This is a genomic window from Amycolatopsis samaneae, assembly GCF_039541975.1.
Taxonomy (GTDB): Bacteria; Actinomycetota; Actinomycetes; order Mycobacteriales; family Pseudonocardiaceae; genus Amycolatopsis; species Amycolatopsis samaneae.
Genome location: NZ_BAABHG010000009.1, coordinates 163,656 through 187,183 on the forward strand (window position 1 = coordinate 163,656; position 23,528 = coordinate 187,183).

The following is a 23,528-nucleotide window of genomic DNA, read 5'->3' on the forward strand; positions in this document are numbered from 1 at the left end:
ATCCGGCCGGCCGAGCGGAGAGCGAGGACGAGGACCGTGGCCACTGAACATGAAACAGTTTTCACATATGGTGCGCCGGGGCTCAAGTTCGGCGCCGGCGCCGCCGACGAGATCGGGTACGACCTGACCCAGTTCGGCGCGCGGCGCGTGCTCGTGCTCACCGATCCCGGCGTCGCCGCGACGGGCTGGCCGCGCCGTGTCGCGGAGGGGATCGCCGGGTACGGCATCGAGGCCGAGGTGTTCGACGGCGTGCACGTCGAACCCACCGACGTGAGCATGCGCAAGGCCGTGGAGTTCGCGCGCGGCACCGGGCCGTGGGACGCGTTCGTGGCGGTCGGCGGCGGGTCGAGCATCGACACCGCGAAGGCGGCGAACCTGCTGACCAGCAACGACGGCGACCTGATGGACTACGTCAACGTGCCGGTGGGCGGCGGGCGCGCGCCGACGCAGCCGCTGAAGCCGCTGGTCGCAGTGCCCACGACGACCGGGACCGGCGCGGAGAGCACCACGGTGTGCGTGCTCGACGTGCTGTCACTGCGGGTCAAGAGCGGGATCAGCCACCTGCGGCTGCGCCCGACGCTCGCGGTCGTCGACCCGCGCCTGACGGTGAGCCAGCCCGCCGGGGTGACCGCGGCGGCGGGGATGGACATCCTGTGCCACGCGGCGGAGAGCTACACGGCCAAGCCGTTCACCTCGTTCGAACGCAAACGTCCCGAGCAGCGGGTGCCGTACTGCGGCGCGAACCCGCTAGCGGACATGTTCGCCGAGCAGTCGCTGCGGCTGCTGTCGTGGGCGCTGCCCGCCGCGGTGCGCGACGGTTCGGACACGGCGGCGCGCGAGGCGATGGCGCTCGCCGCGACGATGGCCGGGCTCGGGTTCGGCAACGCGGGCGTGCACCTCCCGCACGCCAACGCCTACCCGATCGCCGGGCAGGTGCGGGAGTTCCATCCCGACGGTTACCCCGCGTCGGAATCCATGGTGCCCCACGGAATGGCGGTGTCGCTGACGGCGCCCGCCGCGTTCCGCTTCACCTTCGAGGCCGCTCCGGACCGGCACCTGCGCGTGGCGCGGCTGCTGGCGCCGGACTTCGAGTGGCCGGGCGACTTCGCCGATCACCTGCCCGCGGTGCTGACGAACCTGATGCGGGAGATCGGCATCCCGAACGGGCTCGGCGCCGTCGGGTACACGGAGTCCGATGTGGACAGTCTGGTGGCGGGAACCCTGAAGCAGCAACGACTGCTGACGATGGCGCCACGTCCGGCGTCTTCCGGCGATCTCGCCGGGATCCTGCGGGATTCGGTGTCGCTGTGGTGAACGGCTACCCGCACTGGCAGACGGTTCCGTTGCGCTGGAAGGACAACGACGTCTACGGGCACGTCAACAACGTGGTGCACTACTCGATCATGGACACGGTGATCAACACCTGGCTGATCGAACGGGGCGGGCTGGATTTCTCCTCCGGTGACGTCATCGGGTTGTGCGTGGAATCGCAGTGCGGGTATCGCGCGTCCGTGTCGTTTCCCGAGTCACTGCGGGTCGGGCTACGGGTGGCGCACCTGGGGAACTCCAGTGTGCGATACGAGGTCGGGATGTACACGGCGGACGAGACGCTGGTCGCGGAGGGACACTTCGTGCACGTGTTCGTGGATCGGGAGACGCGGCGGCCGGTCCCGGTGGCGGGGAAGCTGCGGGAGTCGCTGGAGGAGTTGCGGGCGTAGTGCTGTCGGGTCTGGGTGAGTGGGGTTGGGGTGCTGGGTGCTGAAGGACGCTTTCAGTGCGTTGAGCGCACCGATGGTGTCCTTCAGCACCCGCCCCGCCCCGAATGACGCGTAACGGACGGGCTTCCGCACGGCCCGGCGGGATCGATGTCCCGAAAGCTCCTTTGGGGACACTGAACGTCCCGAAAGGAGCTTTCGGGACACGGGGTGCGCCCGACCAGAGCCAAAGCCCCTCGCCTCGCATGCCACAGCACAACTCTCACGCCCTGAAGGGGTCCTTCACAGCGCTCAACGCCCCCAAGGACCCCTTCACAGCACCGGAGTCCACAAAGGATACTTACGTCGGCGGTTCGCGCACCCCTTGATGGCCGAGTTGTCCACAGCCCCGGGCGATTGTGGACAACTCGGGCCCCGCACCGTCATCGCCCCGGAATTGTCGTGGGTGCGCGGTAGACTGCTGCTGGGCAGTCCCCCCAAGGGAGGGAGGGGGATGTCCGGGAGCAGCGTAACCGTGTGCGAGGCGAGGAGAGGGCCCCGGAGGTCTACTGTGGACGGTCGTCGGCGGGGACGGTCTGCGGGGTTCTGGCGGCGGGGCCGGGCCGGGCGTGCCGGGGTAGCGGGGCCGGGGCCCAGGCGCGCATCAGCTCGGCGTAGCGCGCGGAGCTGGTCAGCAGTTCTTCGTGGGAGCCGAGCGCGGTTTCGCGGCCGTCCATCACCAGGACGCGTTCCGCCCGCATCGCCGAGGAAAGCCGGTGCGCGATCACCACCAGGATCCCGCCCCGCGCGGCGAAGGCGCGTTCCGCCCGTGCCTCGGAGACCGGGTCGAGATGGGAGGTCGCCTCGTCCAGCACGACGATCCGCGCCGGGCTCACGTACACCCGCGCCAGCGCGATCAGCTGCGCCTGCCCCGCGGAGAGCTCGCCGTGCCCCAGTTCGCCGTCCAGTCCGCCGAGCCGCCGCACCAGCTCACCGGCGCCGACGGCGTCCGCCGCGGCGAGCAGCTGCGCGTCGGTGGCGGTGGCGGCGAACAGGCCGAGGTTGTCCCGCAGCGTCCCGGCGAAGACGTAGGCCTCCTGCGGGATCAGCGCCACCAGCCGGTGCCGCTGCTCGGCGGGGACCTCGCGCACCGGGACCCCGCCCAGCAGCACCCGGCCCGCCTGCGGTTCGAGCAGCCCGGTCAGCAGCCCGGACAAAGTCGACTTGCCGATACCGCTCGGCCCGACCACCGCCAGGTGCGCGGCAGGGCCGAGGTCGAGGTCCAGTTCCCGCACCACCGGTTCGGCCGCCGCGCCCCAGCCGAACGTCAGTCCGCGCACGCTGAGGTCGAACCCGCGCGGCCGCGCGTGCCCGTCGACCGGCTCGGGCACCTCCGCGGTCTCCGCGAGCCGCCGCAGCGCGACCAGCAGCCGCAGCACGACCGTGCTCGACGTCGACGCCAGTCCGTGCAGCGCGGGCTGCATCGTGGTCGCGAGGTACACCAGCGCGCCCAGCGCGGCGCCCGCGGTCAGCGTCCCGCGCGCGACCATCCCCGGCGCCAGCAGCAGGGCCAGCACCAGCGGCACGAACGCGCCAAGCCCGATCACCGCGGTACGGGCCGCCGTGGCCTGCGCGACCCGCGTCGCCGCGGCCGCCTGCGCGTCCACCGCGTCGTCGATCGTCAGCGCGGCAAGGGGTTCCGCGCCACACGCGACGACGTCGCGCATGCCCGACAGCACCGTCCCGGCGGCCGCCGCCGCGCGTTCGTCCGCCAGCGCCAGCGCCCGCTGCCGCCGCGCCAGCGACGGCATCAGCGCGCCGAACGCCAGCACCGCCACCAGCACCGGCACCGCGACCGGCAGCATCAGCGACCCCGCCACGGTGAGCAGCCCGGCGAGCGCGGCGATCGTGGTCACCACCATGCCGCGCGCCTGCACCAGCAGCCCGCCGGTGGCGTCGCGCACGACCTCGACGTGCTGGGTGATCCGCGCGACGCCGCTCGCGTCGGCGCCGGTGCGCGGCGGCGACGGGTCGTGCAGGACACCACGGACGACCGCCCGCACCAGCACGTCCCGCAGCGGTTCGACGACCTTGCCCAGCTGCCGCCACACCAGCCGCGAGCCGAACGCGCCGAGCAGCGCCACCGCGCCGAACACCGCGAGCCACAGCAGCCCGGCCCCGGCCCGGCCCGCGCCGAACCCGCGGTCCACCGCGAGCTCGACCAGCCTGCCGGAGAAGAACGCGGGCACCCCCTCCAGCACCGAGCAGCCCAGCAGCACGACACCGCCACGCCACTGCTCCCGCAGCGCGGACCGGTACAGCCCCGAGACGCTCACGAGGCGCCTCGCGCTTCCGGTACCCCGTCCGGCACCCGTTCGTCCACGGTCTCCTCGGTGAACACCGCCCGATACCCCGGCTCCCGCCACAACGCCGCGTGCGGCGCCACCGCGCGGATCCGGCCGTCCTCCAGCCACAGCACCAGATCCGCCCGCGAGGCCGTGCTCGCCCGGTGCGTCACCACGATCCGGGTCCGGCCCGGCAGCGCCGAGGCCATCGCGTCCTCGACCGCCAGCTCCGTCACGGTGTCCAGGCTCGCGGTCGCGTCGTCCAGGATCAGCACCCTCGGATTGGGCACGATCGCCCTGGCCAGGCCGAGCCGCTGTCGCTCCCCGCCGGACAACGGGGTCTCCGCCAGCGGGGTCCGGTAGCCGCGCGGCAGCCGGACCACGACGTCGTCGACCTGCGCCGTCCGGCACGCGGCGCGGACCGCGCCCTCCCCGGCCCAGGAGCCGTAGCCCACCGCGTCGGCCACCGTCTCCCCCAGCAGCGCGGGCCGCTCGAAGGCGTAACCGACGACGGCGCGCAGTTCTTCGGGACGCAGCGACGGCACCGGGCGCCCGTCCAGCAGCACCACACCCTCGTCCGGGACGAGCAGCCCGCCCAGCACCGCGGTCAGCGCGGACTTGCCCGAGCCCGACCGGCCGACCACCGCCAGGAACGTCCCCGCCTCGACGGCGAGGTCGAGCTCCGCCAGCGCGCCACGGACGGTGACGTGCCGCAGCTCGACCCGGCCCCGTCCCGGCCGCAGCCCGAGCTTCCCGGGTTCGGGCACCGGCTCCTCGAACACCTCGGCCAGCCGTTCCGCGCCCGACCGGGCGCGGGAAAGCGTGGTGAGCATCGGGACCTGGGCGAGCACGCCCAGCCCGAGCGCGACGTACCCGAGCACGGCGAGCATGTCCCCCACGCTCAGCCGCCCCGCCAGCACGCCGAACCCGGCCGCGGCCAGCACCACGATCTCCACCGCGGGCAGCAGCAGCGCGGCCCGCCACACCATCCTGGCCTGGGTCCGCCAGATCCCGCGCCCGGCCAGGTTCAGCCGCGGCAGCGGGCGCAGCACCCGCTCCGCCTCGCGGTCGGCGATACCGGCGGCGGCGATCGTGCGCAGGCCCGCGGCCGCGTCGAGCATGCGCGCGCCCAGCTCACCGGACACCCGCTGGTAGGTGAGGACGTCTTCGGCGCTGTGTCGCAGGTGGACACGCGCGAGCAGCAACGCGAACGGGAGGCTGCCGAGGAAGAAGAGCGCGAGCCGCCAGTCGAGCAGCGCGAGCAGCACCACCGCGCCCACCGACGTCAGGAGGCCCGAACCGACCTGCACCACGACCGGCACCAGGCCGCCGGCGCCCGCGCAGTCCCCGGTGAGCCTGCTGACCGCGTCCCCCTCGGCGAACGGCGAACGCGTCCCCAGCGCCAGCAACCGGTCGGCGAGCCGGCGGCGCAGCCACGCCGTCGCCGTCGCGGTCATCCGGCCGACGAGCACGCCGCTCAGGACGTCGGTGGCGATCTGGGTGAGGCCGAGGACGAGCAGCCAGGTGACCTCCGGCCAGCTGCGCCTGCCGCCGACCACGGCGTCGACCGCGGCCGCCAGCGCCCCCGGCAGGGCCAGTCCCGCGGCGGAGCCGAGCAGCGCGCCGCACACCACCAGTGCCAGCCTGCCGCGGTCGCGACGGGCCAGCGCGACCAGCAGTCGGTCGGCGGATTCGGCCATCTCACCCCCTAGGACAACGACCGGCGCCCGGCGGAAACGGGCCAGAATGCAGAATGAAGGTGCGGGAGCGGCGCACTTGGCCTGTGCCGCTCCCGCACCCGTGTTACCCGCCGATCGGATTTACTCCGTGGCGTCGACCTCGCAGGTCAGCAGGCTGAGCGCGCTGTGGTGGCAGTGCGTGAGCAGGCTCAGGTTGCTGCCGCCCCCGCCGTGGCCTTCCATCGCCTCGGGCGCCTCGAGCGACTGCAGCTGCAGCACGAATTCCATGATTTCCCTCATTTCCTCGTTACCTGTTCCACCGGTCATCCACGACCGGAGGTGTGTGGGGACGGTGCCCTGCCGAGGAACGGCAGGACCGGGGTGCCGTCCAGTACCGCGGACAGCGCGAGCAGGATTCCCGCTCCGCCGGTGTTCACGTCCATCGACAACCGCAGCAGCTGGTTGCCGGGGAAGGCCAGCCCGCCCTTGAGCGGAATCGCGTGCCAGGCCAGCCGCGCCAGGTGCCGGTCGACGGCGTCGCGCACCCGCCGGTCGGGCTCGGGGTCGTAGGACAGCGCGGCGAGCAGACCGCTCCGGCCGTAGCAGAGCCCCGGGTAAATGACGAACTCGCCGCGGCACGCCTCGCGCAGCCCTGGCAGGCTCTCGCAGGCGGCCGCGTCCGGCTCGTGCCGGGCGAGCTGCTCGGCGACCAGCAGGATCCCGGCACTGCCGACGCCGACGTAGGGCAGCGTCCGCGCGGTGCCGTCCCGAACCTGCAGCGAACCGTCCGGAGTCGGCTCGCATTCTTCGAGGTCGCGGCGCACCGCCTGGTCGGCGAGCGCGAGCCACGCCCGTTCGCCGGTGCGCTCGAACAGCCGGATGAACAGCAGCGCCGGACCCGACCACCCGGACAGCAGGCCCGCCCTGCCGAACTTGCCCGGCGGATCGGCGGTCTCCAGCGCGTCGGCCAGCCGGACGGCGGTGTGCAGCGCCTGCCGCCCGAACTCGTTGTCCTTGCGTTCCAGCGCGAAGTGCAGCTGGGTGAGGCCGATCCCGGCGAGGCCGCGTTCGAGCCCGTGGTCGGCGGTCTGCTCGACCAGCGCGGCGGACGCGCGGAGCAGCTCGCCCGCCACCTCGCCGTGCCCGAGGTTCTCCAGCACATAGGCCATGCCGTAGGAGCCGTCGAAGAAGCCGGGGCGGGTCGGCGGCTCGCGGCGGACCGCGTCGATCAGCCACTGCTCGTGTTCGGGGTACCGGCCCGCGCCCGCGACGTCGAGCGCGTGCAGCACGCCTGCCGCGCCGACGCCGAAGCACGCGCCGCCGCCGGGCCGGAACTGGTCGATGTCACCGGGGAACAGCCGGTCGGTGCGGCCGGGCGTGGCACTGGCCAGTATCGCCTCGGCGATCTGCTTGCGGACCAGCGTCCAGGCGGGTTCGGGCTCGTCCAGCGCGGTGTGCGCGGCGGCGCCCGGCTTCGCCGAGGGCTCACGGCGCCGGGCGAGGGTGGCGAGGCAGGTTTCGGCGTAGCCCTCGGGCAGCGGGAAACGGTGCTGGACGAAGTCCAGGTAACTCCGCACCTTGGCCGGCGCGAGCTCCAGCAGCTGGACCAGCGGCAGGAAGAGCCAGAGCTTGATCGCGGCGAGCGCGTACTCGTCGATCTCGGCGCCGGTGCGGTCGGCCGGCGCGCGGAAACCGGGGGCGCCCAGCGCGGGCCGCTTGGCGGTGGCCAGCTCCGCGGCCAGCTCGAAGTCGATCAGCGACACGGTGTCGTCGTCGCCGACCAGGATGTTCAGCCCGTGCAGGTCGCCGAAGACGACTCCGCGCTCGTGGACCGCCGTGAGCGTCCGCTCCACCTGACCCAGCACGCCGAGCACCCGCCTGGTGTACGCGGCGAACTCCTCCTCGCCGGGATCGCAGTGGCTGAGCGGGTAGTTGGCGGCCAGCCACTTGCCCAGCGACACCCCCGGCATGTACTCCATCGCCAGGTAGTGGTGTTCCCAGACGGTGAACCGCTCGTGGACGCGGGGGACGCCGGGGATGCCCGCGAGCCGTTCGAGGACGGCGTGTTCCCGGTCGAGCCGGGCGACCGCGTCGGCACCCTCCTGGTCGAGGCCGGCGTGCGGGCGGGCCTCCTTGAGCACCACCTGCTCACCGTCGGCCTTGCGGTTGGCCAGGTAAACGCCACCACCGTTGGAGAAATGCAGCGAACTGGTCACCCGATAGGGGAACTGCTCGGGATCCCCTTTCGCACGGTCCGCGGCACTTTCGGCCAAACAGGGGGGAATCTTCACCCATTCAGGGACAGTGAAGCTCGGCGTTCGCTGATCCGGGATCAACGTCCCGTCGGGCTTGCGGATCGCCGGGACCCGCTTGCCGCCGTGCTCGACCCACTGTTCGGCGAATCCTCCGTAACGGACATAGAGCGGACCCCGCCCATAGCGGAGATCACTGAGAATATAGGCGCCCGTCTCGCCCTCCAGCTCGGCCGACAGCTCACCTAGAACACGTTTCAACTGCGCGTCACCATCCGGGTAAATGGTGATCAACTTTCCACTTCCGGACCGCGGGGCGTATTTGGCATTCTGGGCGAGCAGGATCAACCGCGACCGGAGATGCTTGTAGGAGATCCGGCGCTCGAGGCAGTACTCGTGTACTCGCGTCAGCACCCGCGCCGCGTTGTCCAGACCAGCGGAAACGTGGATTTTCCAGCCCTGCGGGGGAAGTTTCAGGCCATCCGGGTGCAGGATCCGCCACACGCCGTGCTGCCGCTCGCCCCATCCGGCGGCAGGCAGCGGCAGCAGCCTGGTGAAATCGTCCTCGGAGGCCCCGGTTTCCCGTTGTTCGTCGAAGAACAGCGGATCGGCGAAGCAAAACGCTTCGTACCGGACGTCCATCGAACGAGCCCCCTCCGTACTTCCGCCGTGCTCTCGCCCGGCGCACCCCGCGACGCCGGGACTGGAATATTCCCCCATGCCAGGCACCCCTAGGCCAATCCTCCAACCCGGGGGTTCGACTCGGCTGATCAGGCTAGGCAAAATTATCCGCTACCGCCGAGTACTGGAACCCTCAGTAGTTCCATCGACCACTCCAACCACCCGTTTGTGGTGTAACGCGAACGTTTTTTCGACGTACCCGCTGGTCCGATCGTGGCTGCGAAAAAAAGCGATCCGAATTGGCAGAATGCCATCAACTTCATTCTGTGATTTATTCACCCGTCACCCCCGGGCAAGGTGGGCCCGGCGGTTCGCACAAAATGCGAACACGTGGCCCGGACCACCCGGCGACACCGGCACGCACCGGCCGGTTCACCCCGCCGGGTAAGTTGACCCCCGATAGGCCGGAAGGAGGAACGGGTGATCGTCGGATTCTCGGTGACGGTCGCGGTGTGCGCGCTGCTGACCGCGCTGGCGGCGTTCGCGCAGTCCGCGCGCAACCGCCTTCCGGACCGCCCGCTGCTCGCCGCGCTCGGGATCGTCGAGGTCCTCCTGGTCGCCCAGTTGGTGATCGGCGTCGTCCTGCTGGCGGGCGGCGAACGCCCCGGCAGCCTCGCCACCTACCTCGCCTACCTGATCGGCTGCCTGCTGGTGCTGCCGGTCGGGGCCGCGTGGGCGCTGGCCGAGCGCAGCCGGTCGAGCACGGTGGTGCTGGGCATCGCCTGCCTGGCCGTTCCGGTGATGGTGTTACGGCTGATCGAGGTGTGGCATGGCGCCAGTGCGTAGTTCGGCCACCGGCCCCGGACGGGTCCTGGTCGCGGTGTACGCGATCTTCGCGCTCGCCGCCACCTCGCGCGCCGGAGTGCAGATCGGCACCAAGTTCCACGAGGCACCGCTGGCCTACGGGCTTTCCGCGTTCGCGGCGGTGGTCTACGTGGTCGCCACGATCGCGCTGGCCAAGGGTGACCGCTGGTGGTGGGTGGCGACGGCGGCCTGCACCGTCGAGCTGCTGGGCGTGCTGGCCATCGGGACGCTGAGCATCTTCGACCGCGCCGCGTTCCCCCAGGCCACCGTGTGGTCGGTGTACGGACAGGGCTACCTGTTCATCCCGCTGGTGCTGCCGGTGATCGGGCTGTACTGGCTGCGCCGCACCGCGCCCGCCCGCCGCGTCGAGGCGGACTAGCGGCTCAGGGCGTGACGGCGAATTCCGTGAACCGGCCGCAGTCGGTGAACCCGAGTTTCCGGTAGACCGGTTCGCCGTCTTCCGAAGCCTGCAACACCGCGATCTCGTACCCGGCCTCGCGCGCGGTGTGCAGGGCGGCCAGGGTGATCGCGCCGCCGAAGCCCCGCCGCCGGTACGCGGCGAGCGTCGCGATGTTGTAGATCCCCGCGACCTCCGCGTGCAGGATCACCTCGGCCGCGCACACCGGGATCCCGGCGTGGCGGCCGATCAGCAGCCGCCCCGGGCTCTCCGTGGCCAGCGCCCGGCCGGACGCCCCTCGATAGAACTCGACGACGCCCGGTGCCGGTGGTGTCCAGTTCGCGGACAGGATCGCGGCGAACGCGGCGAGGTCGTCCGGCGTGGTCACCGGGCGGATGTCCAGCCCCTCGACGTCCTGCCCGGCCGGGACGGCGGCGAGGTCCGCCCACATCGCGGTTTCGGACTCCGATTCGGCAAGGCCCGCCGCGGTCAACCGGGCGCCGAGGTCGTCCGGCTCCGACGCGGGCCCGACCCACCACGAGAAACCGCGTCCGGTCGCGCGCAGCGCGGACACCGTTTCGGCGATCCGGGCGTCGGCCGCTTCCGGGGCGAACCGCGCCGCCGCGACGAGGTTGAAGGTGTCGTCGTCGATACCGCTGTCGGCGATCAGCAGATCGTCGGTGCGGGTGACCCGCGCACCGGGCAACGCCGGGTGCAGGTAGCAGGCGTGCTCGGCGAGGTTGCGCTCCATCCGGGCGAGCAGCGAGGTCATGCGCCCCAGCTGATCATGGGCGGCCGCGTGCCGCCAACTGGTTTACGTCGCGTTGACCGTTTCGAGCCTTCGGCCGGTGGTGCGCGGGCCGAGCAGCGCGACGTCGAGTGCCACCAGCCCCATCGCCACCGCGACGACGGTGAACAGCGTGCCCGCGCCGGCGCCGTGCAGCAGTGGGAGCAGGACGAACGGCAGCACGCCGCTGGAGAGCCGGGACAGCGAGTAGGTGCCGCTGGTGGCCGTGCCCCGCAGCGCGGTGGGGAAGATCTCCGCCTGGTAGATGTGGAAGGCGTTCGAGAAGACGTTGCTCAGCACGGTGTAGCCGAAACCGCACACCACGATCATCCAGGTCGTGGTGGCGAGCCCGAACGCGAGGCCGAACGCCGCCATCGCGATCGCCGTCCCGATCACCAGGAACTTCCGCTCGACGCGTTCGACCACCGGCAGCGAAAGCGCCGCGCCGACCGGATAGCCGAGGAAGGTGAGCGCGCTGAACAGCAGCGACTGCACGATCGGGAAACCCTTGGCCACCAACACGATCGGCGCGAGCGTGCCGAAGCCGTAGTAGCCGAACGTCTGTAGCACATGGAACACGGTCATCATCACCGTGCGGCGCCGGTGCGGCGGCCGGAACAGGGCGCCGACGCGCGCCGGTCCGGCGGACACCGTGGTCCCGGCGACCGGCGCGGGCAGTTCCCCGTGCTCCGCCCGCGCGTCCGCCTCGAACCGCGCGACCACCGCCTCGGCTTCCTCCTTACGCCCCATGGCTTCCAGCCAGCGCGGGGACTCCGGCAGGCCGGACCGGAGCAGGAAGACGACGACGGCGCCGAGTGCGCCGAAGACGAACATCCAGCGCCAGCCCGCGATCCCGAGCGGCGCGGCGGGTACCAGCCAGCGCGCCAGGAACCCGCACAGCGGGACGGCGAGGAACGACAGCGTGTAGGCCAGGGCCGTGTACCGGCCACGGTGTTTCGGCGGCAGCAGATCGCCAAGGTAGGTGTCCGCGACCGGCGGTTCGGCGCCGATCCCGACGCCGGCGAGGAACCGCGTGACGACGAGCATCACCGGGCCGGTACTGAACGCGCCGAGCAGCGAAAACGCCGAATACACCCCGAGACTGACCATGAACGCGCGGCGGCGGCCGAGCCGGTCGGCGAGCACGCCCATGACGATCGCGCCGAGGAACATGCCGAGGAAGGCCGACGCGAGCAGCAGCGCGAGCGCGTCCTTGTCCAGCCGCATTTCCTTCTGCAGCACCGTTCCCAGCACCCCGGCCAGGAAGATCTCGTACATGTCGAAGAACAGCCCGAGCCCGATCGCGACCGTCGCGCGGCGGTGCTGCCGGGTGATCGGCAGCCGGTCCATCCTGGCCGCGATCGTCACGTGTCCGTCCACCGTGGCCCCTTCCCGAGATCTGGGAGAATCGTTGCACTATATGGGACAGTGGTTCTACCGTCGAGGGCATGACGACAGCGGATCGGGCCTACGGCCAGGGACACGCGGAAAGCGTGGTCCGATCGCAGCACTGGCGGACGGTCGAGAACTCGGCGGCCTACCTCGCTCCGGAGCTGCGCGCCGGGCTCACCCTGCTCGACATCGGCTGCGGCCCCGGCACGATCACCGTCGACCTCGCGCGGCGGGTCGCCCCGGGCCGGGTCGTCGGGCTCGACGTCACCGAGGAGATCCTCGGCCAGGCCCGCGCGAACGCGGCCGAGGCCGGGGTGCGCACCGTGGAATTCGTGCTGGGCGACGTCAACCGGCTCGACGCGGCGGACGGCACCTTCGACGTCGTGCACGCGCACCAGGTCCTGTTGCACCTGCGCGATCCCGTCGGCGCGCTGCGGGAAATGCTCCGCGTCACCCGGCCCGGCGGCGTCGTCGCGGCACGGGACACGGACTATTCGGGCGCGCTGTGGTGGCCCGCCGATCCCCGGCTGGAGCGGTGGCGCGAGGTGTACCGCGCGGTCGCGTACGCCAACGGCGCCGAACCGGACGCGGGCCGTCGCCTGCTGTCCTGGGCGCACGCGGCGGGCGCCACCGACGTCACGCCCGGCGCGTCCATCTGGTCGCATTCCACCCCGGCCGAGCGGGCGTGGTGGGGCGGGATGTGGGCGGACCGGATCCTCGGCTCCCGCATCGCGGAACAGGCACTCGAAGGCGGGCACGCCACCCGCGAGGAACTCGCGGACATCTCCGCCGCGTGGCGGGAGTGGGCCGCGCACCCGGACGGCTTCTTCGCCATCCCGCACGGCGAAATCCTCTGCCGGGTTTGATCCCGGCCCAAGCCGTGGAGGGCGCTCCGGAGGGCGGGGCGCGGCTGGCCGGCCGCTCAGATGAGTGGCGAGGCCAACGATGCCAGGCGTCGTCGTTGCCGAACCACACGAACTGAGTGCTGTCGTTGGCGACGACGCCGACTCGTCCGGGCGAGCTGGTCAAGGTCATCGAAGAGGCGGCGTGCCACTCGTCGATCATGTCGGTTCGCCCCGTTCGAGGAGGTCCACCAGTGTGTCTGCGAGCGGGACTCCAGCCCGATGAGTTCCCGACCGAGGAGGCCAGATGTGGGTTGAGCGTGGGTCCGGTCATTTGTGCCGCCGTTGTCAGGCGGCAGGAACCGCCGATGTGACCATTGTGGACGGTTGGTCCAGCCAAACTTGCTGCTGTGTGCGGGAAATGGTGAGGCCGTAGCGGGTTTGCGCTGGGCGGCCGTGGTCGGTCCACCAGGTGTGAGCGGTTTCGGCTTCATCCCACAACCGGCGCGGGCCGTGCTGCCGGACCGAGTAGCGGCCCGTCGCAGTGGTCTCCGGGGTGATCTTCACGGAGGCGACCGAGTCGGAGGGTACGTGGTAGAGCAGGACCTCATAGTGCTCGGGACCGTCGTCGTAGAAGACGCCGCTCCGCACGTCGGGCAGGTGCAGGCCAACGCTGAAGGCGCCATCGCCCATGGCGACTTCGTCGGGCGGGACGGTCGTCGTGGTGGTGGCGGCGCTCGTGCTGGTGTCGATGATGTCGCCGAGGCGAGCGGCGTGGCCCAACGGGATGTCGTGGCTGCGTAGCCGCATGAACGCGGCCTCGCCCACCACCGGGCCGGACGCGGTGCCATCGCCGTGCACGGTGAGCCGGACTAGCACACCGTTGTCGTAGGCGGTGCCCCAGGGGGTCAGGATCTGCCCGCCGGGACGTGTCTGCTCGATCCAGGCATATGGCAGGCGTCCGGCCATCACCGCAGCGGTGGCGATCACCCGGTCATACGGGGCGCCCGGTGGCCAGCCCGTGGCGCCGTCGCCACACACCACCCAGGGCCGGTACCCGGCGTCGCTCAGGGCCTCACGAGCCCAGGTGGCCAGAGCGGGGTCCACCTCGATGGTGGTGACGTGATCGTCGCCCAGACGCTGGCACAGCAGGGCGGTGTTGTAGCCGGTTCCGGTGCCAATCTCCAACACGGTGTGGCCCTCGTGCACGTCGAGGGCATCCAGCATGATGAGCATCATGCTGGGCTGCGACGTCGAACTGGTCACCAGCAGACTGGTGTCCGGCCACACAGTCCGGCCATGGTCGAGCTGGGTCACCACCGGCTCGTTGGAGTAGACCGCGGCCTGCCAGCGGACTGGATCAGTGTCGCGCCCGATCGGCTGAGGATGGCCGTGTTCGTCGTCGAACCACACCTTGGCGGGGACGAACGCCGCCCGGTCCACCTCGGCAAACACATTCGCCCAGCTCAGCGGCAACTTCCCCACCTCACTCAGCGCGGCGGCGAGGTGCTGCTGCTTGCTCATTTGGTGTGCCTGCCCGGGGGCTTGTCCGGGTCCGGCGGGCCTTGTTTACCGGTGCCTTGCGGTTTGTGAGGAGGTTTCTCCCGGTCCTCAGTGGTCTTGTCCTGGCGCTTGCCCACTGTAACGATTCCCTTCCCATAGCCGAGCGGACTCTCGTCCTCCACCCTGAACGACGGTATCCGCACGGGCATAGCCCCGAACGAGGGACACATCAGGCCTGGTCAACGGTCGGCGAGCCAGGCGAGCGCAAGGACTACCGCTGTTCGGGTTACGTTGTGAATTCAGACTTCTCCCTCGTCTTCAGGCCAACGTATGTTCTGCGCCGAGGAAAGACGTGTTCCACACAGCGCGGCGAACCCGAGCCCCGCACTCATGAAGTGGAGTGAGAACTCCTTTCCAAAAGCCGCGTCCTGCCACCGGGGTCCGGCGAAGAACACGAGTTCATCGGTACTGTCGTTGATGATGATGGCGGGAAGCGTGCCTTGGTACAGCCCGGAACGGATCTTGAGATACGAAGTGACCGGAATGGCCATCGGATCGCGCGTCGGGTCAACGTTCATGCACTCGCCCTCATCCATCCGTGCGGCGGTCGACGCAAGCCGCCCGCCACAACTGTCACTGTCAGGCGCTGATCACTTCCCGCTCCGCGCCCGCCTCGTTTTCCGGTTTCGCGCGCAGGCGTTCGAGGGCGGCCGCGCCTACCTTGACGATCTTCTCCAGCGCGTCCTCGGTGACGACCATTTCCAGTCCGCACGCGTACGAACCGCCGAATCGCAGTTGCACCTCGTCGCCCGTCACATCGCAGGTGATCTCACAGCGATCCTCGATGTTGACGAATGAATCCACGCAAATTCCTTGATGTGTGAACACTCTGGTCCACCTTCCTGTCCTTGACTTGTTCCCGCGGCTCGGCGGGTTGCTGTCCGGGGCGCACACGCGCCCTGCCGGGCAGGTAGGGGCTCTCGAACCGCCCCTACCTGCCAACGGCTGACCTGACGACGGAGGCGGCAGCGGTTTGCCAAGACGCAGCATCCGCCTACTGATCGTCACCAAGCCAACACGCGCAACTGTAATGTACGCCACCGCAGTATGCAACTCTAGAAGAACGCAGACGCATCGAATGAACTAGGCGTTATGCTCCACCCATGCCGGAACTCGTGACACAGGGCTCCCGCCGCTTGGGCAAGCAGTTGCGTGGACTGCGGGAGGCCTCTGGCCTGACCACAACCGATGTAGCTGACGAGATCCGCCAGGACAAAGCGACCGTCAGTCGCTACGAACGTGGCGAGATCAAGCCCAAGTGGCCAGTACTTGTCATGTTGCTCAACCTCTACAGGGCCACCGAAGCACAGCGACAGCGGGCCGCCGAATTGTTCGAGGCCATGCGCAACGAACCGAAGCCTCTTCGCCTGCCGAGCAGTGTGCCCAAGGCGTTTCGGCGACTGACGAACGAGACTCGATACGCCTGGAGGATGCGATCAATCAGCATCTCGCTGGTCCCCGGGCTGCTGCAGATCGACGAGTACATCGCAGCGCTCGCCGCGACGCTTCACGACCCGGCCAGCGGTGGCCCGAGGGCGCTCGGTATTCGGAAAGCTCGACAGCAGCGGCTCCAGCCGACCGATCCGAAGCCCTTGGTGTTTCACGCCGTACTCGACGAGAGCTGCCTCACCAGGCTGGTCGGCGGTCGTGACGTGATGTTGAAGCAGCTTCGACACTTGCTCGATGTCGCCGAGCACTGGGACAACATCACGATCCAAGTGGTTCCGAAGGAGACCGGCGACTACGGCTTCGGTACCGGCGGTCTCACGATCGTCGACTACGACGATGATGAGCCGTCCTGGGTTTACTTCGAGTACCCGGCGGGCGCCGACTTGGTGGAGAATGACGAAGACGTGCAGCGGTTTGCCAACTTGTTCGAGTACGCAGCACGAGTCCCCGAGTCGCCAGACGAAAGGGCAGTCGCCTTGTCACCCGACGAGACGATCACGTTCATCCGCCGACAAATAGAGGTACTTGAGCCAGCATGAGTGCTACCACGCCTGAAGCTTCGCTGAACTGGTTCACAAGCAGTTACTCAGGCAACAACCAGGATACGACCGAGTGTGTGGAGGTGGCCTTCGCCGCCTCGGCCGCATTCATCCGGGACAGCAAGGCCCCCGACAGTGGCCACCTCGGTGTTCGCGGCGCCGCGTGGATGGCGCTGATTCGTCAGCAGAAGGGGTAATGCGAGGGACGATGACAACAGCGCGGTGGAGAACCAGCAGCTACTCGGGCGCGGATGCGAACAAGACCGAGTGTGTCGAGGTCGCGGCGATGGAGGACCGGGCGCTGATCCGGGACACGAAGGACCGTGCCGGTGGCCTGCTCGCCGTCGGCCGTCCGGGATACGACGCCTTCATCAGCGCGGTGAAGACGCGTGACGTCGCGTGAGCGTCTAGCGCGTCAAAGCGAGAGGGGCGTCCTTGCTCAGGGCGCCCTTCTTCTCTGAAATCGCGGCGTCTCGAACGCGCCGTTCGGGACGATCGACGTCCGTTACGCGTCGTTCGGGGCGAGGCGGGTGCCGAGGGACGCCCCGGGTGCGTTGAGTGCGACGAGGGCGTCCCTCGGTGCGTCCAACGCACCGAAGGCGTCCCTCGGTGTTCCCTCCGCCGGTGTCGGATCCCGGACGGAGAAAAACGAAACGTGCCGGGCCCGGTTTCCCGGGGCCCGGCACGTCGAGGGTGCGAAGGGTGTGAGAGCGGCTCAGCCGTGCAGGGCGCTTCCGGCCTGCCAGGCGCTCCAGTCGATGGCCCAGTCGCCGTGCCCGTTGTTGATGTTCAGCTGCGGACCGCCCGAGTTCGTGATCTCCACGACGTCGCCGACGTTGAAGTTGTCGAAGAACCACTTGGCGTTCTCGGTGTTCATGTTCAGGCAGCCGTTGGAGACGTTCTGGCTGCCCTGGACGCTGACCGTGGCCAGGTTCTCGTGCAGGTACTCGCCGTCACCGGAGATCTGCACGTCCCAGTTCTCGGGCGCCTTGTAGTAGCCCGGCTGCCCCTCGCACACGCCGTAGGTGCACGAGTCCATGATCATGTGGGCCTGCTTGCCGAGCACGGTGTGCGTCCCGTTGAACGTCGGCGTCGGCCCGCGCGGCGGCGTGTTGTCGGTCTTGCCCATGCTCGTCGGCGCGGTCTTGACCAGCTCGCCGTTGTGGAAGGCCTGGATCTGGTGCGTGTTCCCGTCCGCCTTGGCGATCCAGGAGTCGTGCACCTTGTAGGTCGCCGAGACGTCCGCGCCGCCGTAGACCCCGCCGCTGATCTCCTGGCCGAACGTGGTGGTCTCCAGCTTCACCGTGGAGCCGGCCTTCCAGTAGCTCTGCGGCCGGAAGTGCGCTTCGCGCTTGTTGACCCAGTACCAGCCGCCACCCTGCTCGGGCGACGAGGTGACCTTGAAGGACTTCTCGACCGCGGCCTTGTCCGGGACGTCGCGGTCGAACTTGACGCCGATGATCAGCCCGACGCCGAACGTGCCGTTGGAGGCCGGCTGGAGCAGCGTGGGCGTCACGACGCCCTTCGGCGTGAGGGTGTGCACCTCGCTGCGCTGCTCGACCGGCTTGCCCTCCTTGTTCACCGCGGTGGCGACGACCTGGTAGGTGGCCCCGTAGCGGAGCTGGTCGTCGCTGGTCCAGGTGAGCTTGTCCGGGGAGAAGTCGCCTTTGACCGTGTTGCCCGTCTGCGGGTTCGTGACCGTCACCGCCTGCAGGGTGCCGTCACTCGCCTTGACCACGATCGGCGAGCGCGGGCTCAGCTGGTCACTGCCCTGGCTCACCACCGAGACCTTCGCCGCAGGCACCACGTTCGGCACCGACTGTGCCACTCCGGCCACCTGCTCGGACTGCCCGCCGCACGCCGTCAGCACCAGCGCCAGCACACCCAAACCCGCGATTCGCATCCTTCTCACGACTGTTCAGACGTCTCTCCCCCCACTTGCGTTGTGTCCGGACCGGATCTTTGCCGACCAGTTATCTTCCCCGCCTGATCCCTACGCAGCGCCACCATGATCGCGCCGACGATCACGGACCGCGAACACCGGCAAACCGGACTTTTAGTCCACAGTGGACGACACTTCTCGACTGTCCACTGTGGATTCATCGGCTGGTGAAAGGTCGATCCCGGCGAGGCAGATCGGCCCCCGCACCGCCGTCACGACCAGCAACGCCACCGCGAGGGCGACCAGCACCGACTGCTCGATGATCGCCGCGGTGCCCTCCCCGATCGCGGTGTTGAAGCCGACCCAGCAGTAGGTCAGCAGAGCCCCGGCGGCCAGCGAGAACGCCGGTGGGTTCAGCGCCCTGATCACCGCCGCGGCCGCCGCGACCAGCACCAGCATCAACGCGGCCAGCAGCCACGGCGAGACCGACTCCCAGCGTTCCAGCAACTGGAGGCCCGTACCGGCGACCAGGCCGATCGCGAACCCCGTCCACGCGTTGCCCGCCGGCGCGGTGGACGGCGGCTCGCGGAAGCCGCGGATCGCCAGCACCACCAGTCCGGCCACGATCAGCCCGGCCACGACCAGCTGAGCGGGGTGGGACATGAACTGCTCGGGCCCGACCAGCAGGGAGATCAGGAACTCGGCCACACAGCCGAGGAGGAACACGACCGACCAGAACGCCAGTCCCAGCCGCCCGAGCCACGGCTCCTTGCCGAACAGCGCCTCGACGATCGCGATCGGCGTGCCCATGCTCCACACGACGTGCAGCGTCAGCACGTACACCGTCCACGGCGCGCCGATCCCCAGCTCCGGGATGTGCCCCGCGTCCAGCACGCGGATGCCGAGGTAGTTCGGGTTGAACAGCGACTGGGTCAGCAGGCCCTCTTCGAGCAGGCCGAACGCCAGGCTCAGGGTGAGGATGGTCGGCCAGCCGCGGCCGAGGCGCCGGGCGGTTTCGCGGATGAGCAGCGCGGCGCTGCCGTAGAAGGCCACGAACATGGCGAACTGGGCGAGTTGCTGTCCTGGTCGTGGGGTCCCGCTGAGGTACTGGTCGCCGAGCAGGAACTCGGCGACGAAGGGAGACAGGGCAACCAGAGCAAGGGCCGCGGCCAGACGTCGCACCATGACACCCATGCTCCCAGTAGCCGTCCGGGCGCGCCCGGTCACCCACCTCGAACGCCTCGCGGTCCGTGAATGCCACATTGAGGGACTCAGAGTCCTTCAATGTGGCATTCACGGACCTGCGAACCGGTCAGGCGGCGTGCCTGGCGCGGCTAGATGTTCTTGCCGGGTGGGAGCGCCTTGGAGCTGTTCGAGCGCGGGGTCGGCGTGTGGCCGCGGGTTCCCTTGCCCGGGTGCTTCGCCGAGGTCGTCGCCGGTGTCTCCGTGCTCTCCGGCGGGACGGACGCCTGGGGCGCCGACGCGCCAGGGGGCGTCGTAGTCCGCTCCCCGCTCGTCGGCGGCGTGGTCGCCGGGATGACCGGGGTACCCGACGGGGGCGGGGCGGCCGGGGCGGCCGGCGGGCGGATGCCGCCCGGGGTGGCGGGCGCGGTCTCCGAGGTGGCGGGACTCGAGGTGGGCCCGGCGAACGACGGCGGGTGCGAGCCGTCCGTGCCGCGTTCGCCGCTGGTGAGCAGCGCGCCCAGCACCACCCCGGCGGCCACCGACGACAGGACCGCCGCCACCACCATGCCACGACGGCGGCGGGACGGCGGCGGCGAGAACGGCGCCGGGGCGCACACCACGGGTAACGTGAGCGGTGGCGAGGAAGACGGCGTGGAAAAGGGCGAAGCCACCGGCACCGGATCGGCCCCGCACAGCGCTTTCGCGACCTCCGTCGCGGTCGGGCGCAGCGCCGGGTCACGGGCCGTCATCAGGTGCAGGAGCTGGGACAACGCCTCCGGCAGGCCTTCCGGGATACGCGGGGGCCGGACCAGCCGGGCGAGCGCGGCCTCCACCCGCGAACCGGTGTACTCGCGCTCGGCCGTCACGGCTTCGATGAGCACCAGCCCCAGCGCGTAGACGTCGGCCGGCGGGCCCACCGGCTCGCCGAGGACCTGCTCCGGCGCCATGTACGCCGCGGTCCCGGCGACCGCGCCGACCGCCGTCACACGCGTGGTGTCCAGCAGGTACGCGACGCCGAAGTCGGTGATCGTCGCGCCGTCCGCGCCGAGCAGGACGTTGCCCGGCTTGAGATCGCGGTGCACGACGCCGCGATCGTGCACGTGGGCCAGCGCCTCGGCGAGCCGCTGGGCCATGGCCACGATCTCGTCGAGCCCGAGCGGGCCGGTGAGCAGGCGTTCGGCCAGGTCCTCGCCCTCGACCAGCTGCATCACCAGATACGCCCGGTCGTCCTCCTGGCCGGCGTCGTGCAGGCGGACGACACCGGGATGGTCGAGACTGCGCAGGATGGCCGTCTCACGGGCCCGGCGCGGACCGAAGGTGGCGGCGTTGCGGTGGAACAGCTTGATCGCGAACTCGCCGTCGGCGTCGCGGTCGCGAGCCCGGTAGACCCGTGCCGTCCCGCCACTGCCGAGCAGTTCGCCGAGTTCGTACCGGTCACCGACCACCGCGGGCGCGGAGCCCGTGTCGTCGCCGGTTTCGACCGGCGAGAACCGGAATCTCCGTTCGGTCACCAGGTCGTACGAGCCCGCACCCTCCATCGCCGCCCCCCAGCAGATCGACCGGCTGTGCCGTTCGTGTCCAATCCGACGGCAGCCACGGCGGAAACGGGTACCTACGAGCAGGCCGGCCGCGGTCCCGGATCCGCCTCCTTCGGTCGAATTGGTAGAAGGCCAATTTAGCCGACGTCGACCCGAAACGTCTTCACTTTTTGCCCGCGCTTTGCTTCAGCGGTTCCCACCAGGACCGGTTCTCGGTGTACCAGGCGACCGTGTCGGCCAGGCCGTCGTCGAACTTCACCCGGGGCGCGTACCCCAGCTCGCCGCTGATCTTCGTGATGTCGACGGAGTACCTGCGGTCGTGGCCCTTGCGGTCCTCGACCCGCCGGACGCGGTCCCAGCCCACGCCCGCCGCCTCCAGCAGGCGGCCGGTGAGATCCAGGTTGGTCAGCTCGGTCCCGCCGCCGATGTTGTAGACCTCGCCGGGCCTGCCGGACTCGGCGACCAGCTGGATGCCCTGGCAGTGGTCGTCGACGTGCAGCCAGTCGCGCACGTTCAGGCCGTCGCCGTAGAGCGGCACCTGCCCGCCGTCGAGGAGGTTGGTGACGAACAGCGGGATGACCTTTTCCGGGAACTGGTAGGGCCCGTAGTTGTTCGAGCACCGCGTCACGCACACCGGCAGGCCGTGCGTGCGGAAGTACGCGCGCGCCAGCAGGTCCGAGGACGCCTTCGACGCCGAGTACGGCGAATTCGGCTCCAGCGGGTGCGTTTCGGGCCACGAGCCGTCGTCGATCGAGCCGTACACCTCGTCGGTGGACACGTGCACGAACCGGCCGACCTCCGCGCGCAGCGCCGCTTCGAGCAGCGCGTGCGTCCCGAGGACGTTGGTCACCACGAAGTCCGCCGATCCGGCGATCGAACGGTCCACATGCGACTCCGCGGCGAAGTGCACCACGAGGTCGGTGCCCGGCATCAGCCGGGCCAGCAGGTCCGCGTCGCCGATGTCGCCCTCGACGAACCGCAGCCGCTCGCTGCCGGCCACCGGGGCGAGGTTCGCCCGGTTCCCGGCGTAGGTCAGCTTGTCGAGCACCGTCACCTCGGCGTCGGCCAGTGCCGGGTAGGCCCCGGACAGCGCCTGCCGGACGTAGTTCGACCCGATGAATCCCGCTCCGCCGGTCACCAGGACCCGCATGGTCGTCACCCTTTCAGTCCAGTTCGAAGATCGCCGAGGGCCGGCAGACCGCCCCATGCCCGTTCCGGCGCCCGGCCGTCGGGCCGGGCGCCGGAACGGGGCGTGGTCCTGGTCAGACCAGCCGGACCGTCGGCACGTAGAGGATCCACTGGCCGCCGGCCTCGCGGAACGCCTGCTCCTTGGCCATGATCTCGTCGGCGTGGTTCCAGGCGAACAGCAGCGCGTAGTCGGGGTAGGGGTCCGAGAACGCGGCGGCGGGCTTCACCGGGATGTGCGTGCCAGGGGTGAGCCGGTTCTGCTTGGCGGGCGTGGTGTCGCAGACGAACTCGACCAGGTCCGGGCCGAGGCCGCACAGGTTCGCGACGGTCGCGCTCTTCGCCGTGGCGCCATAGGCGACGACGCGCTTGCCCTCCTCCTTCGCCTTGCGCAGCAGGGCGACGAGGTCCTCCTTGATCTTGAGCACCTTCGCGCCGAACGCCTCCAGCGTGGCCCGCTCGGCGAGCCCGGCCGCGGCCTCCTCGGCCAGCAGCTCGCGGACCGCGTCGGTGGGCGTGCGGGCACCGGCGTGGGCCAGCGTGTAGCGCACCTCGCCACCGTGCACGTCCAGGCGCCGCGCGTCGACCAGTTCGAGCCCGTGCCGCTTCGCCATCTCCTGCACCGAGCGCAGGGTGAAGAAGTAGAAGTGCTCGTCGTAGATCTGGTCGAACGAGGTGCGCTTCACGATCTCGCCCAGGTACGGGTCCTCGAAGACGAACACGCCGGTCGGCTTCAGCAGCGCCTTGACGCCGTCGAGGATCGAGTCCATGTACGGGATGTGGCACAGCGTGTTGGCCGCGTAGATCGCGTCGGCCGGGCCGTCCTCGGCGAGGATCTCGCGGGCGGTCGACTCCTCGAAGAAGGACTTGCGCACCCGCACGCCCTTCGACGCCGCGACGTCGGCGACCCCGCCCGAGGGCTCGACGCCCAGGTGACGGATGCCGGAGTCGGCCAGCGTCTTGAGCATGATGCCGTCGTTGCAGCCCATCTCGACGACGAAGGGGTCGTCGCCGGTGAGCTCGGTGGCCAGCAGGTACTTGGCGAGGTCCTCGAAGTGACCGCGCATCACCACCGAGCCGGAGGAGTGATACGGGTACTCCTCGTGGAACATCGCCTCGCGCGGGACCTCCTCCATCAGCTGCACCATCGTGCAGCTGCCGCACAGGCCGACCGCCAGCCGGAAGAAGAACTCCTTGGCCGGGTCCGCGCCCGGCGCGACGAAGGCGTCGGAAAGCGGCTGGCGCCCGAAGTCGAAGAACTCTTCGACCGTACCGCCGCAGATCCGGCACTCAGCAGTGTTCGACATGCTTGCT

Annotated in this window: 22 protein-coding genes; 8 read left to right on the top strand and 14 right to left on the bottom strand. The window is 70.1% G+C overall.

Annotated elements, in window-relative coordinates:
- The first annotated feature begins 36 nt into the window (after positions 1–36).
- Both ABD987_RS24410 and ABD987_RS24415 read left to right on the top strand, forming a co-directional pair.
- Positions 37–1,314, top strand: a complete 1,278-nt coding sequence (locus ABD987_RS24410) for a hydroxyacid-oxoacid transhydrogenase (protein WP_345397999.1) — start codon at positions 37–39, stop codon at positions 1,312–1,314.
- Complete coding sequence (locus tag ABD987_RS24415) at positions 1,308–1,718, top strand: acyl-CoA thioesterase (RefSeq protein WP_345398002.1); 411 nt, start codon at positions 1,308–1,310, stop codon at positions 1,716–1,718. Before ABD987_RS24410 ends, ABD987_RS24415 begins: the two co-directional genes overlap by 7 nt.
- Positions 1,719–2,260: 542 nt before the next feature.
- On the opposite strand, the gene ABD987_RS24420 is transcribed toward ABD987_RS24415, so the two are convergent.
- From ABD987_RS24420 to lanKC, 4 genes are all read right to left on the bottom strand, one after another.
- The gene (locus ABD987_RS24420; RefSeq protein WP_345398004.1) at positions 2,261–4,030 is read right to left on the bottom strand and encodes an ATP-binding cassette domain-containing protein; all 1,770 of its coding nucleotides are present in this window, start codon (positions 4,028–4,030) and stop codon (positions 2,261–2,263) included.
- Positions 4,027–5,739 carry an ABC transporter ATP-binding protein gene (locus tag ABD987_RS24425; protein WP_345398007.1) on the bottom strand — a complete coding sequence of 571 codons (1,713 nt, stop codon included), beginning with the start codon at positions 5,737–5,739 and terminating at the stop codon, positions 4,027–4,029. The genes ABD987_RS24420 and ABD987_RS24425 overlap by 4 nt, the downstream gene beginning before the upstream one ends.
- A gap of 120 nt (positions 5,740–5,859) precedes the next feature.
- Positions 5,860–6,018 (bottom strand): SapB/AmfS family lanthipeptide, encoded by a 159-nt coding sequence (locus tag ABD987_RS24430; protein ID WP_345398010.1) that lies wholly within the window; start codon positions 6,016–6,018, stop codon positions 5,860–5,862.
- Positions 6,019–6,041: 23 nt separating this feature from the next.
- On the bottom strand, positions 6,042–8,612 hold the full coding sequence (gene lanKC / locus ABD987_RS24435; RefSeq protein WP_345398013.1) for a class III lanthionine synthetase LanKC: 2,571 nt from the start codon (positions 8,610–8,612) through the stop codon (positions 6,042–6,044).
- Between the two features lie 459 nt (positions 8,613–9,071).
- Here lanKC and ABD987_RS24440 point away from each other — a divergent pair, with 459 nt between their 5' ends.
- On the top strand, positions 9,072–9,437 hold the full coding sequence (locus ABD987_RS24440) for a hypothetical protein (RefSeq protein ID WP_345398016.1): 366 nt from the start codon (positions 9,072–9,074) through the stop codon (positions 9,435–9,437).
- The gene (locus ABD987_RS24445; protein WP_345398019.1) at positions 9,421–9,834 is read left to right on the top strand and encodes a hypothetical protein; all 414 of its coding nucleotides are present in this window, start codon (positions 9,421–9,423) and stop codon (positions 9,832–9,834) included. Before ABD987_RS24440 ends, ABD987_RS24445 begins: the two co-directional genes overlap by 17 nt.
- A gap of 4 nt (positions 9,835–9,838) precedes the next feature.
- Here the strand turns inward: ABD987_RS24445 and ABD987_RS24450 are convergent, their stop codons facing one another.
- On the bottom strand, positions 9,839–10,624 hold the full coding sequence (locus ABD987_RS24450; RefSeq protein WP_345398022.1) for a GNAT family N-acetyltransferase: 786 nt from the start codon (positions 10,622–10,624) through the stop codon (positions 9,839–9,841).
- Between the two features lie 42 nt (positions 10,625–10,666).
- Positions 10,667–12,019, bottom strand: coding sequence for an MFS transporter (locus ABD987_RS24455; protein ID WP_345398025.1), 1,353 nt, complete (start codon positions 12,017–12,019; stop codon positions 10,667–10,669).
- 68 nt (positions 12,020–12,087) lie between these two features.
- Here ABD987_RS24455 and ABD987_RS24460 point away from each other — a divergent pair, with 68 nt between their 5' ends.
- Complete coding sequence (locus ABD987_RS24460) at positions 12,088–12,897, top strand: methyltransferase domain-containing protein (protein ID WP_345398028.1); 810 nt, start codon at positions 12,088–12,090, stop codon at positions 12,895–12,897.
- Positions 12,898–13,221: 324 nt separating this feature from the next.
- Here ABD987_RS24460 and ABD987_RS24465 read toward each other — a convergent pair whose 3' ends face one another.
- The 3 genes from ABD987_RS24465 to ABD987_RS24475 all read right to left on the bottom strand — a co-directional run bounded on the left by ABD987_RS24465 (position 13,222) and on the right by ABD987_RS24475 (position 15,240).
- Positions 13,222–14,397, bottom strand: a complete 1,176-nt coding sequence (locus tag ABD987_RS24465; RefSeq protein WP_345398031.1) for a methyltransferase domain-containing protein — start codon at positions 14,395–14,397, stop codon at positions 13,222–13,224.
- A 278-nt stretch (positions 14,398–14,675) separates the two neighbouring features.
- Positions 14,676–14,954 (bottom strand): hypothetical protein, encoded by a 279-nt coding sequence (locus ABD987_RS24470; RefSeq protein WP_345398034.1) that lies wholly within the window; start codon positions 14,952–14,954, stop codon positions 14,676–14,678.
- Positions 14,955–15,015: 61 nt separating this feature from the next.
- Positions 15,016–15,240, bottom strand: coding sequence for a hypothetical protein (locus ABD987_RS24475; protein WP_345398037.1), 225 nt, complete (start codon positions 15,238–15,240; stop codon positions 15,016–15,018).
- A gap of 299 nt (positions 15,241–15,539) precedes the next feature.
- On the opposite strand from ABD987_RS24475, the gene ABD987_RS24480 reads away from it, so the two are divergent.
- The 3 genes from ABD987_RS24480 to ABD987_RS24490 are packed head-to-tail and all read left to right on the top strand — an operon-like array spanning position 15,540 to position 16,827.
- On the top strand, positions 15,540–16,424 hold the full coding sequence (locus ABD987_RS24480) for a helix-turn-helix domain-containing protein (protein ID WP_345398040.1): 885 nt from the start codon (positions 15,540–15,542) through the stop codon (positions 16,422–16,424).
- Positions 16,421–16,621 (top strand): DUF397 domain-containing protein, encoded by a 201-nt coding sequence (locus tag ABD987_RS24485; RefSeq protein WP_345398043.1) that lies wholly within the window; start codon positions 16,421–16,423, stop codon positions 16,619–16,621. Before ABD987_RS24480 ends, ABD987_RS24485 begins: the two co-directional genes overlap by 4 nt.
- An 11-nt stretch (positions 16,622–16,632) precedes the next feature.
- On the top strand, positions 16,633–16,827 hold the full coding sequence (locus ABD987_RS24490; RefSeq protein ID WP_345398046.1) for a DUF397 domain-containing protein: 195 nt from the start codon (positions 16,633–16,635) through the stop codon (positions 16,825–16,827).
- Positions 16,828–17,139: 312 nt separating this feature from the next.
- Here ABD987_RS24490 and ABD987_RS24495 read toward each other — a convergent pair whose 3' ends face one another.
- The 5 genes from ABD987_RS24495 to ABD987_RS24515 form a co-directional block, all read right to left on the bottom strand.
- Complete coding sequence (locus ABD987_RS24495) at positions 17,140–18,327, bottom strand: L,D-transpeptidase (protein WP_345398050.1); 1,188 nt, start codon at positions 18,325–18,327, stop codon at positions 17,140–17,142.
- Positions 18,328–18,480: 153 nt separating this feature from the next.
- Positions 18,481–19,491 carry a hypothetical protein gene (locus ABD987_RS24500; protein ID WP_345398053.1) on the bottom strand — a complete coding sequence of 337 codons (1,011 nt, stop codon included), beginning with the start codon at positions 19,489–19,491 and terminating at the stop codon, positions 18,481–18,483.
- Between the two features lie 149 nt (positions 19,492–19,640).
- On the bottom strand, positions 19,641–21,029 hold the full coding sequence (locus ABD987_RS24505; protein ID WP_345398056.1) for a serine/threonine-protein kinase: 1,389 nt from the start codon (positions 21,027–21,029) through the stop codon (positions 19,641–19,643).
- Between the two features lie 163 nt (positions 21,030–21,192).
- Positions 21,193–22,179: a dTDP-glucose 4,6-dehydratase gene (gene rfbB, locus ABD987_RS24510; RefSeq protein WP_345398059.1), complete on the bottom strand. Its 987-nt coding sequence runs from the start codon at positions 22,177–22,179 to the stop codon at positions 21,193–21,195.
- Between the two features lie 112 nt (positions 22,180–22,291).
- Positions 22,292–23,521, bottom strand: a complete 1,230-nt coding sequence (locus tag ABD987_RS24515; protein WP_345398062.1) for a methyltransferase domain-containing protein — start codon at positions 23,519–23,521, stop codon at positions 22,292–22,294.
- Positions 23,522–23,528: the final 7 nt, after the last annotated feature.